The organism is Klebsiella sp. CB_Kp196, from assembly GCF_040061575.1.
Classification (GTDB): domain Bacteria; phylum Pseudomonadota; class Gammaproteobacteria; order Enterobacterales; family Enterobacteriaceae; genus Klebsiella; species Klebsiella michiganensis.
In genome coordinates this window covers 1-9,449 of the sequence record NZ_JBEAFH010000015.1, presented here as the reverse complement: position 1 = coordinate 9,449, position 9,449 = coordinate 1, and the positions used below count along the sequence as shown (strand labels likewise).

Below are 9,449 nucleotides of genomic sequence, written 5' to 3'. Positions count from 1 at the left end.
CGGTTTTCCCGGCGCCGCAGGCGCGCGGTCTTTCGAGGCGCGGCCAGACGGGGACCGATGCCCCCTTCGCCTGCTCTGTTCCCGAATCAGTCAACAAACATCGAGACCGGGATTTGAAATCGATTTGCCAGCGCCCGCATGTGATCAAAGGTCAGACTGCGTTCACCACTGAGGATCCGGCTGACGAGCGATTTATTACCTATCTCGTTTTCGAAATCGGACTGAGAAAGCCCGTATTGCTGCATAAGAACCCGCAGCAACGATACACCGTTTTTGCCTGCTTCGAAGCGCGTATTAAATTCTTCAAATTCCACCGCGTTATCTTCCCAGGCATCGATGCGGGCAGTCAGCATATCAACCAGCGGGCTGTCCGGATCATGTTCCAGAAGATATTCAACGAGTTTACGTGCCTCTTCGTAATCTTTGCGGGACGAACTGCCACCCAGCAGAGGGACAATACTCGCCAGGTCATTCACCGCTTTATTGGCATCGCTAATCATTCAAACCTGCTGAATTTTAAAGTTAACACCGCAGGCTCTGGCGTACCGAACCAGCGTCTGAATACTCATTCGCGAAGCGTTCTTCTCCATACGTGAGATAGTAGGCGCTTTGATGCCCATACGTTCTGCAACCTGTGCCGACGTCAAACCCGCTTCTTTTCTCCATGTTGCTAAGGTTTCCCGAAGTAGCTCCGAGGCTTCTTCTGCCTCGAATGCCGCGCTGTACTCATGATCGTTCATTGCTTCGGTATGAACCTGGCTAAGGGTTTTATATTTCATTCTGCATTTCCTCCAGTCTGCGAAGTGCCTGATCTATTTCTGCCGGGGGCGTTTTTGGCGATTTTTTGATAAAGATCCGAAGTAGAAAAATACGTTCACCACTCTGATATACCCAGATTCCGCGGGCGATATCTGCCCCCATTGTACGTATTTCGAAAAGGCCGTTTCCAAGCGGCTTGGTATCTGGCTCGCGTAGCTGGCGAGGGTTTGCTTCCAGCTTCATGAGTAGCCTGGCCATTTTTGCACGAATGGCAGCAGGCAGAGCCGTAAACTCTTTTTCAGCCTCATCATGAAAGATGACTGTGAACATGAATGTAATCTCTAGTCCGTATGTGCACACATTAGCTCAAAAGCTAACTTAGCTCAAGAGCTAAGTTAGCTGGCTTCTCACTACCCGACCTTTACAACTTCAATGCCTAGGATCAGAGCGATGAATTCTGCTTTGTTCTGAAGCAACCAGGTGCGTGCTTCGAGTGCCTGAGCTTTGCTGATATCGATATCAAACTGATTAAGCGCTGCAGCATCGGCGTGTCCAAGTGTAATACCGCGCCACTGCATCCCTGCAAAATAGGCGTTCCCTGCCCCCTGCTGGATTTTTCCTTTCACGTGTTCCATTGCCCAGACCTCATTTCACACCCAGACGGCGGAACATATCGGCGATGATATTCCGGCGCGTATATGAAGCACCTGCTGCTTTCAGATCGGCCAGCACGTTATAGGCGTAACTGGCATCCTTTCCATGAAAAGCGATCACCTTTTCCGCTTTTGGTTCAAAACAGGATGGGGAATTTTCCCGGAAGAAAGCCTCTGATGAGTGTTGATGGCCGTATACTTTCATTTTGCGTTACCTCTGGTCTTTAAGGGATGGCAGCGATACGCCGCCATCCGTGTTTATTTCTCAGCAGTCGTTTGCCGCCAGTTCACTCATCAGTACATCCCGTGCTTCCAGCGCGCGTTCCTCTTCGGCTAGCGTCAGCAGATAGCCGCGCTTTGCCGCAGCGCCCATTAACACCGGACGGTCTTTCAACGGCAGCGCATCCAGATAATCCAGCGCACCACCCAGCAGATGGGCCTGATACAGCTCGTAATGCATCCCGCAGCTCCGACCAGCCTTTTTCTCGATACGTTCAAGCACTACATCGGCGCGGATAACATCGAACGGGTTTCGGGAATGAATGTTGCGCACAAAACCGTCAGTCCGGAGGGTTGTGCTTTCTTTGGTGGAGGGTTTTTCGTTGACGTTTTGTGTGCTCATCCAGCTTTCTCCTTTGTCTGTTTTTCTGCCTTTTAAAACCATCACCCGTTGAGTTGCCGGGGCCGCGGTTTTGACTTTGTGCGGGGACCTGCTGAACCTGCCCCCTGGATATAACCTTCACCCGTTTGAGAGCCGTTCGCCGCGAGGGCGTAAACGAGCACGGCCCGGTGCAGATGTCCGGGGGTGAGCGGGAAATTTTTTTCGGTCTAATGAAGCGCAGCGGAATGGCCGGGAAAAATTTATTGCGAAAGGCTCTGCCGTCCCCTGGACAGCAAGACGGGTTGTGCTTGTCTCAGCCCCGGCGAATGGACTCAAACGGGTGATACGGGTACCAGGGGAAAGGAGCAGGCACCCGCCGCAACGACGAAGAGCGCGGGCGCGAAACGGCGTTGCCCCGCAGAGTGCCGGCAGTCCTTCGCCGGCACGGTGAAAGCGGCGCGGCCGGAACGGCCGCAGCAAGCGCTGCCGTTGACTTTGACCTCAGACATCAGACACTAGCCGTCAGGCCCGAAAGCGCGTAGCGGGTTCGGCGGAGCCCGGCAGGTGCGCAGCAGCTGCCCTGGCGGAGTGTGGCTCGACGACTGGACAGCGCAGCTGGCCAGGAGCCGAAGGGGTCCAGTGTTGTTATGCCTTTCTTATCGTTCCAGACGTTCGACGGTGGCCAGCAATTGCGGATAGGTCGCTGACTGACACTTTTCGTACAGTGATTTAGCTGCGGGTATCCCTTCCAGATAATCATCCGAGTCCCGAATTTCCTGAGCCAGATATTCAATAAAGGCGGGTTCCACAACGGAGCCACTCAGCACATTAAGCAGAACCTGTGTTTCGTCGTCATCGAGAGGAAGGGCACAGACCCGAACCAGATGCGCATAGCGATCAAAGATATTATTCAGCCTTTCAGTCACCCCTTCCCTGTGGGAGTTCAGATGTGCTCGCAGCTTAGGCGAAGGCGTGAAAGAGGGGTTGCGGGAGATTTCTTTTTTCATGGGTTATCCTCAGAATACTGGCCCGACATAATTAAGAATTTGCGCCGCTCCCTCACGAACTGTCGGTACCATTTACGGGCAACACTGGCCAGATCGTCCTCAGAAGCGCCACAGGAAAGCGTACTCCCCATGAACCCTCCACCACAGCAAATCTGAGCACCTGTGTTACCAGAGTGTCCCGGGGACTCCAGGTGGACATAACCGCCACTCTCGGGTGCGTAAAAACTGAAAATTTCGCCGGTTTTACGGGATTTTATCGTGAAGTTCATGCTGGCTCTCCTTTGGCTCACCCGCGACTGCGCTTCGCCTCACTGAGTTAAGTGGAAAAATTGCTGTTCATTACACAATCAACTGTATGACAGATGTCATACATAATCAACAAAAAAAAGCCTGCTAAAATAGCAGGCAAAAAACACTGGATCATTCAAGGAATGAACTGCGGTATCACCTGACAGACCGAGCGACTGATTTATCAGGAAAGTAGAAACCGCGCATTGCACATAAAAGGTATTACAGCACGTTTCCGGAAGGAAAACCCGCCCGGAGGGCGGGTTAAGTGCTATGCAACCTGATGTAGCGCCGGATTTCCCCGGGGAGCCTTTGGACAGCCTCACTGACTCGTGGACTTTTAACTCTGCCGTTGCTGTTTCCACCCCTCCGTAAAGAGGGCTACGCTACAGAGCGAACTTATCACCAGAACCCAAATGTTCACAATCAATCGCTCTTTTTTTCACACTGATGACAGGGTGTTACGGTGAATGAAGGGTGTTAATGTGACTTGCGATTCATTGAATCCGTGTTGTAGGTAGGTGAAAGCATTTTGCCCGCCTGCCGTGCGGTTTTTTTTTCCTGTAAGCAGGAAAAAGGGGCTACCGGCGAACCGGCACCCCCTTCATAAAGGCGCTTCAGGCATGTCAGACCAACGCAGCCCTGAAAAGGCGGGGTATTCCCCGCCTCCAGGTTGCTACTTACCGTTGGATTCGTAAGCCAGGCTTGCCGCGACCTCCCTGTTCCCGTCCTTTAGCCGGACTTCACATAAGCGGTTCCGGGTCAGGCATGTGAATATCAAGAGCGTTAAACAGACGATTAATACGCACCAGACCAGGGCGTTTCGCGGTAGTTTCATGGTTTACTCCTCCTTGCAAATTGCACGGTAAGAGGCCATACTGGTGTTGACTAGACATTCAGTGGGCCTCGTGGGTTAATGAAAATTAACTACGGGGCTTTCTGCTTTCTGCCACACAACACGGTAACAAACCACCTTCACGTCATGAGGCAAAAAGCCTCAAGCGCCACGTCGATTATACCGGGCCGGTGCTATTTCTTACCAGGTATATCCACGCTTTATGCTGCTTAGCGCTTTAAATATCTAATGTATACCCATCCCGCGATCAAGACGCCCGTGCCCAGCGCAAGATTAGGCAAAATAACATCGTTTGCACTTGCATATATGGTATTAGGATCATGTTGCCCCCAGAATGCCAGCTTGTACCCGATGCCCCAGACAAAGAATATAATCCCGGCAATCAGAACGCCGAATTTTATTACGCCGAGCAGGATTCCATCTAACCAGTCAGGCGGATCACGCCATGTGATGACCGCAGCTATTAGTGTGCAGATGATTTGGCCTGCATAATAACCAGGGGAACCATACCATTCCGGAGCAACATGCTTCACGATCAACCAGAACAGCACGTTCATTAAGATAACGAGCAACCAGTACCTCATAGTTCTGCTTTCCTTGTATTTGGCCATCTGAGTTGTCAGACAGCATTGTACTTATTCATCGGGCGGACTTGCCATTGAAATACTCCGGACGCGCAGCCAGTTCACGCTCGATTAACTCGTCGGCAAACAAAGGGGCAACACGATTAATACGTGCCTGCATGTTGCGCCTTCTCACCGCTGCTTTCCGTTCATCGCTCCAGCGTTGGATCTGTTTCTGGCCGAGAAAATCCACGCATACAGCGTAACCTGAGCCAGCCACCCAGCGTGACATCACCTCTTCAGGTGCCGCCTGCCCTGCCTCCACGACAACGGAAATCAGTTCCTGTGGACCCGGGCAGGGCCTGTGCGGCAGTTTCCAGCGCAGAGAATAGCGCCACTTCATACACCACTCCGATCAGCCAGCTTATTTGGCACCTGCCAGCGTTCAGCAACACGAATATGCTCAGGTGTTTCCCGGACAATAAACGGAATTTCGTACATCACTGCATACAGCGGCTCACCGCTGATGCGAAGCCAGTCAAGTTCCTTCAGCGATTCGAATCGCGACTGCCAGCGCCAGAACGGTGCTGCAAGCTCTGCCGCGTCAAACTCGTCGCTCCACCGGGTGTACCAGGTGCAGACGGTTTCCGGTGACTGAAAATTCAGTTCTGTGACAGCCTGTCCCAGCAGGTTCTGACGCAGTAACCAGGACTGCTCGACCTGACGGGCTTCACGGCGCATTTTTCGGGTGAAGGCAAAGTCCTGACGTTTTAGCCTTCGTACTGTTCGGGTATGAAGGACTTCCGGAAAAAGTTCAGCCTGCACATCCATTGTCAGCGGCAGCGGACAGTATTCCCCGTGGCTGGAGATAAGCATATCCAGCGCCTCTTCCACCTGTTTCAGGCTGGAAAGGCGGTCTTTTGGATCACGGTGAAGGCCAGGAATACGGCGGGCAACGTCACTGTTAATCCGGCTACAGCCTGTCAGCAGGCGCAGGAATGTCCGGACGTGTGGCATCGATGGCAGACGTGCGCCGCGCTGGCGAGCCTCTTCCACCGTCATGATGGCCTGCAGCGCTGCCTGACGGGCTGGTTTCAGGGATACAAGAGCACTGGATGACGGGATCATTGTGCGCCCTCCTGTGACAGCGTGCTGATGATGCTGGCAAACGAGTAGCCACCGGCGTCAAGACACTCGATGAGATCCAGAGTATGGGTGATGAGTTCAGGGTTGAATGCATCCATCACGCGAACGACAGAGAACGGCTGACCGTCACGGGTAACAAAGACCACTATCCAGCGAGGATTCAGCTCCCCCGGACTGCATACCGCCACATCAAAGTGACCATGAGGGGGGGTAAAACGGATCTGGACAGGAAAGAAGCCGCCAAATTCGCACCGGTATTCGGCATTCACGGACCAGCCGGACGGTGAGGTCAGATCGCGCATGACAGCGTGACTCAGCTCCCGGCGAAAGTCTTCACCGGCGGCGCGGTAGTCTTCCAGCTCATCAGAAGACATGGTTTTCAGGACATCCAGAGTCAGTACCGTTTTCATTTTCAGTCTCCTTATCGCCGCCCCGCAGGGCGGCGTCTCCGTTATCAGGCGGCGCAGGCCGGGTTGTTATGGTCGGTGACGTCGCCGGCATCAGCGTCGGTATCGCTCTGACTTGTTGCCAGACTGAGTTCAGACTTTGCGGCAAGCTGTTTCTGGTTGTCAGCACTGGTCATCCATTCCGGAACCCAACGGATTTTTGAGAGGAAGTGCTCTGCATGTTCAGCGGCATCCTTTTTCTTCATCTTCGCGGCGTCCTGTGCTGCGCCAGCCAGTCCGGTCTGAGAGAGTGCCTGTACAATGTGTGGCAGCTTCATGTGCGAGAAAAGGTTATCAGCCGTCGGTTTCCACCAGTCACGAAGGTCAAACTGAATGGCGTTTTCCACCCCATCCAGCGAACTCTGGTGTTTACGACCAAATTCATCCTTGCCCTGTACACCATCTATGGAACAGGCGGTGCAGAAAGCCATCAGTGCCATCAGGGTTGCGCCATCGAGCGTAAAGAAGGTGGTCATATCCTTTCGCCAGTTTTCCGGCAGCAGGGCTTCAAGACGTTCTTTTTCTGACTGGATGGCCTGAAACGCAACGCTGTTTTCACCGTCAGGTGCTTCACGGGTCAGCGCGTAATGCGACACACTCACGCTAATGCAGAACGGCTCTTTGACGGACGTTGTGGTATGGAAAACCGAGTTACACATTTTCCAGACCATCAGCGCGACGGCTTTCTGCGGCTGCTGCAACAGGGCCGCCTGAACCGCCAGTGTGCGTTCAGAAGAAAGGCGGGTCAGCAACGGGACACTGACGGCGTCCAGCGGATCGACTTTTTCAGGGGCCTGATCGGTGGATGCATCCTTCTCCTCCATTTTTTCATCGGCGCACAGCACCACACCGCGCTGTACTTTCACCTCCTGGCCAGTCCAGGAAACCACCACTCCGGCAGATTGCTTCATTTCATCCGTCCATGCCCGGTGTTTTGCCCGGTGCGCGATGGTCTGCTGTTCTTCCCAGACAGCTTCCAGAGCCCCGGCCAAGACGTCATCATTCACGCCGGGGTTCTCGTCTTCATACTTAGCTTCCAGAGCTTCCAGTTCCGCAAGACGTTCTGATTCGGCTTCGGTATATTCCACAGGTGGGACAGCATGCAGGCGCCAGATTTTAGTGTCCTTCCCGTAGTGTGAAATCGGGTCAAGACGACCATCACACCATGACCAGCCTTCCGCTTCGCGGAGGTGCTCCGCGATGTTCTGCAGTTTTTCCAGCAGGGCGGTATCGAGCGATGCACTTTTGACATAGCCGCCGTTTTCGCTGCTGAAGAGATCAACCCGGATTTCATCCGGACTGAATGCGGCCTCTCCCACAAAGCGGAATTTGTCGCCGTTTGTGGAAACCTCTTCTGAGGTAATGAGGCTACGGATCGAGGAAACTGATACTTCATTATTCCAGGACCGTTTGCGGGCGGATTCCAGCACTTCCACCTGGCGTTTCTGATCGCTTTCGAGCGCCAGTGCCTGGCAGTGTTCGGTGGTGATTTCATCCTTCGCCAGCGCCGCCAGAATTTCGGGAGCCAGTTCGGTCAGTTTCAACATGCGCTGAACATGACGCGTACCGAACCCCAGCAAATCGCCAATCTGCGCGGGGGTTTTCCCCTGCTCTGCCAGTGTGCGGAACCCGGCGATCTGTTCAGACGGATGCATTGCCATCTGCTGTTCGTTTTCTGCCATTGATGCCGCAACAGCCAGTTCATCAGGTACCTTTTTCACCATCACCTGATATCCGGCATCGATACGGTTTTCACTCTGCAGGAGCTGCAGCGCTTTCAGGCGACGACCACCGGCAGCCACACCACAGCGACCATCCGGGAGGTTATGCACGACCAGATTCTGCAACAGGCCAATGGCTTCAATGGAATCTGCCATTGAACAGACTTTCTCCGCCGGATAGGGAATGGTCCTGACGTTCAGGGGAGACTTCACCAGTGCCGTCACCGGGACATACTCGACCTGTGCGGCATCGAGAGCCACTTTAAGCGCCTCAGCTTCGGCAGACTTAAGCGTTTTTTTGCTGGTTTTCGGTGCAGTTTTTACCTTAGACTCTGTTGCAGACATAATTGATACCTCTTAGCTATTGATGAATGTCTGCCGGACAGCCCACCTGTCCGGCCTTCTTCTTACTGCTTACTTCGTTTTGCGTACTCCGTAGTCCCGGATGTAGCGGTTCATCATGTCCTCGCCGCCCGGTTCAAAATTCCAGACGCGCCAGATCATGCTGCCGTCATCCTGATGACGGACGACAAGGCGAAAATGGGTCCCCTGATCATCTTCAATCGCCACATTCTGATACTGCGCTGCGACAACCTGAGCCTGCTCGCGGGTAAACGTGCCATCCGGCAGGGATTCAAGCGGGGACAAAACGTTATGGTCCATGTGTTTCTCCTTTTCTGCCCCGCCTGAACGGGGCGTCTTCATCGTGGTTTAAAAGGGCGCGTCATCATCCATTGGTGGGAAATCATCCGGGAGAGGCTGAGGCGGTTGCTGAGACGGGGCGGCATCCTGACGGCCTTTCTTACCGCCCTTCGCTTTCGGGGATTTGGCTGCGGCCTGAGCAGGTTGTGCCGGGGTGGCAGGATTCTGCGGCTGCGCGGCGCTCTCAGGCACTCCGGATTCACGGCGGCCGCCGAGCATCTGCATGGTGCCGTTCTGCCCGACCAGCACCTCGGTGACGTAGCGCGTGACTCCGGCATCGTCCTGCCAGTTGCGGGTGCGCAGCTGGCCCTCGATGTAGACCTGTGCGCCTTTACGCAGGTATTCGCCCGCCACTTCCGCGAGCTTGCCGAACATGACAACACGGTGCCACTCGGTGTTTTCGCGCATCTCTCCCGTCTGCTTGTCACGCCATGTTTCAGACGTGGCCAGCGTCAGATTGGCCACTGCGCCCCCGTTGGGCATGTAACGCACTTCCGGGTCCTGTCCCAGATGTCCAACCAGAATGACTTTGTTAACGCCACGTGCTGCCATGATGAATCTCCTTAATCCGTTGTTTTGCCTTTTAAAACCATCACCCGTTGAGTTGCCGGGGCCGAGGTTTTGACTTTGTACGGGGACCTGCTGAACCTGCCCCCTGGATATAACCTTCACCCGTTTGAGAGCCGTTCGCCGCAAGGGCGTAAACG

At 54.1% G+C, this 9,449-nt stretch carries 17 protein-coding genes; all 17 read right to left on the bottom strand.

Features of this window, described 5'->3' with window-relative positions; translation table 11 throughout:
* Positions 1-86: 86 nt before the first annotated feature.
* Positions 87-500: a helix-turn-helix domain-containing protein gene (locus ABLU87_RS04565; RefSeq protein ID WP_004182074.1), complete on the bottom strand. Its 414-nt coding sequence runs from the start codon at positions 498-500 to the stop codon at positions 87-89.
* Positions 501-779, bottom strand: a complete 279-nt coding sequence (locus ABLU87_RS04560; protein WP_004152721.1) for a helix-turn-helix transcriptional regulator — start codon at positions 777-779, stop codon at positions 501-503.
* Positions 769-1,089: a type II toxin-antitoxin system RelE/ParE family toxin gene (locus ABLU87_RS04555; RefSeq protein WP_004152720.1), complete on the bottom strand. Its 321-nt coding sequence runs from the start codon at positions 1,087-1,089 to the stop codon at positions 769-771. The genes ABLU87_RS04560 and ABLU87_RS04555 overlap by 11 nt, the downstream gene beginning before the upstream one ends.
* Positions 1,090-1,169: 80 nt before the next feature.
* Positions 1,170-1,394: a hypothetical protein gene (locus tag ABLU87_RS04550; protein WP_020325128.1), complete on the bottom strand. Its 225-nt coding sequence runs from the start codon at positions 1,392-1,394 to the stop codon at positions 1,170-1,172.
* A 10-nt stretch (positions 1,395-1,404) separates the two neighbouring features.
* Complete coding sequence (locus ABLU87_RS04545; protein ID WP_004182070.1) at positions 1,405-1,617, bottom strand: hypothetical protein; 213 nt, start codon at positions 1,615-1,617, stop codon at positions 1,405-1,407.
* Positions 1,618-1,677: 60 nt separating this feature from the next.
* A complete protein-coding gene (locus ABLU87_RS04540; RefSeq protein ID WP_004152717.1) occupies positions 1,678-2,034 on the bottom strand; it encodes a hypothetical protein in 357 nt (118 codons plus the stop codon).
* Between the two features lie 635 nt (positions 2,035-2,669).
* Positions 2,670-3,020, bottom strand: a complete 351-nt coding sequence (locus ABLU87_RS04535; RefSeq protein WP_004182068.1) for a hypothetical protein — start codon at positions 3,018-3,020, stop codon at positions 2,670-2,672.
* On the bottom strand, positions 3,017-3,289 hold the full coding sequence (locus ABLU87_RS04530; RefSeq protein WP_023317525.1) for a hypothetical protein: 273 nt from the start codon (positions 3,287-3,289) through the stop codon (positions 3,017-3,019). Before ABLU87_RS04530 ends, ABLU87_RS04535 begins: the two co-directional genes overlap by 4 nt.
* A gap of 695 nt (positions 3,290-3,984) precedes the next feature.
* Positions 3,985-4,107, bottom strand: coding sequence for a Hok/Gef family protein (locus ABLU87_RS04525; RefSeq protein WP_085842394.1), 123 nt, complete (start codon positions 4,105-4,107; stop codon positions 3,985-3,987).
* Positions 4,052-4,204, bottom strand: a complete 153-nt coding sequence (locus tag ABLU87_RS04520) for a DUF5431 family protein (protein ID WP_223362239.1) — start codon at positions 4,202-4,204, stop codon at positions 4,052-4,054. Before ABLU87_RS04520 ends, ABLU87_RS04525 begins: the two co-directional genes overlap by 56 nt.
* Positions 4,205-4,373: 169 nt before the next feature.
* The gene (locus ABLU87_RS04515; RefSeq protein WP_004182064.1) at positions 4,374-4,748 is read right to left on the bottom strand and encodes a hypothetical protein; all 375 of its coding nucleotides are present in this window, start codon (positions 4,746-4,748) and stop codon (positions 4,374-4,376) included.
* Between the two features lie 55 nt (positions 4,749-4,803).
* Positions 4,804-5,130 (bottom strand): hypothetical protein, encoded by a 327-nt coding sequence (locus ABLU87_RS04510; protein ID WP_004194231.1) that lies wholly within the window; start codon positions 5,128-5,130, stop codon positions 4,804-4,806.
* Positions 5,127-5,855, bottom strand: coding sequence for a plasmid SOS inhibition protein A (locus tag ABLU87_RS04505; RefSeq protein ID WP_020323772.1), 729 nt, complete (start codon positions 5,853-5,855; stop codon positions 5,127-5,129). Before ABLU87_RS04505 ends, ABLU87_RS04510 begins: the two co-directional genes overlap by 4 nt.
* Positions 5,852-6,283: a conjugation system SOS inhibitor PsiB gene (gene psiB / locus ABLU87_RS04500; protein ID WP_013023806.1), complete on the bottom strand. Its 432-nt coding sequence runs from the start codon at positions 6,281-6,283 to the stop codon at positions 5,852-5,854. The genes ABLU87_RS04505 and psiB overlap by 4 nt, the downstream gene beginning before the upstream one ends.
* 44 nt (positions 6,284-6,327) lie before the next feature.
* Positions 6,328-8,385 (bottom strand): ParB/RepB/Spo0J family partition protein, encoded by a 2,058-nt coding sequence (locus ABLU87_RS04495; protein ID WP_040224738.1) that lies wholly within the window; start codon positions 8,383-8,385, stop codon positions 6,328-6,330.
* Positions 8,386-8,454: 69 nt separating this feature from the next.
* Entirely contained in the window at positions 8,455-8,703 is a 249-nt protein-coding gene (locus tag ABLU87_RS04490) for a DUF905 domain-containing protein (RefSeq protein WP_004182058.1), read from the bottom strand.
* Between the two features lie 48 nt (positions 8,704-8,751).
* Positions 8,752-9,294 carry a single-stranded DNA-binding protein gene (locus ABLU87_RS04485; protein WP_004182056.1) on the bottom strand — a complete coding sequence of 181 codons (543 nt, stop codon included), beginning with the start codon at positions 9,292-9,294 and terminating at the stop codon, positions 8,752-8,754.
* Positions 9,295-9,449 lie beyond the last annotated feature (155 nt).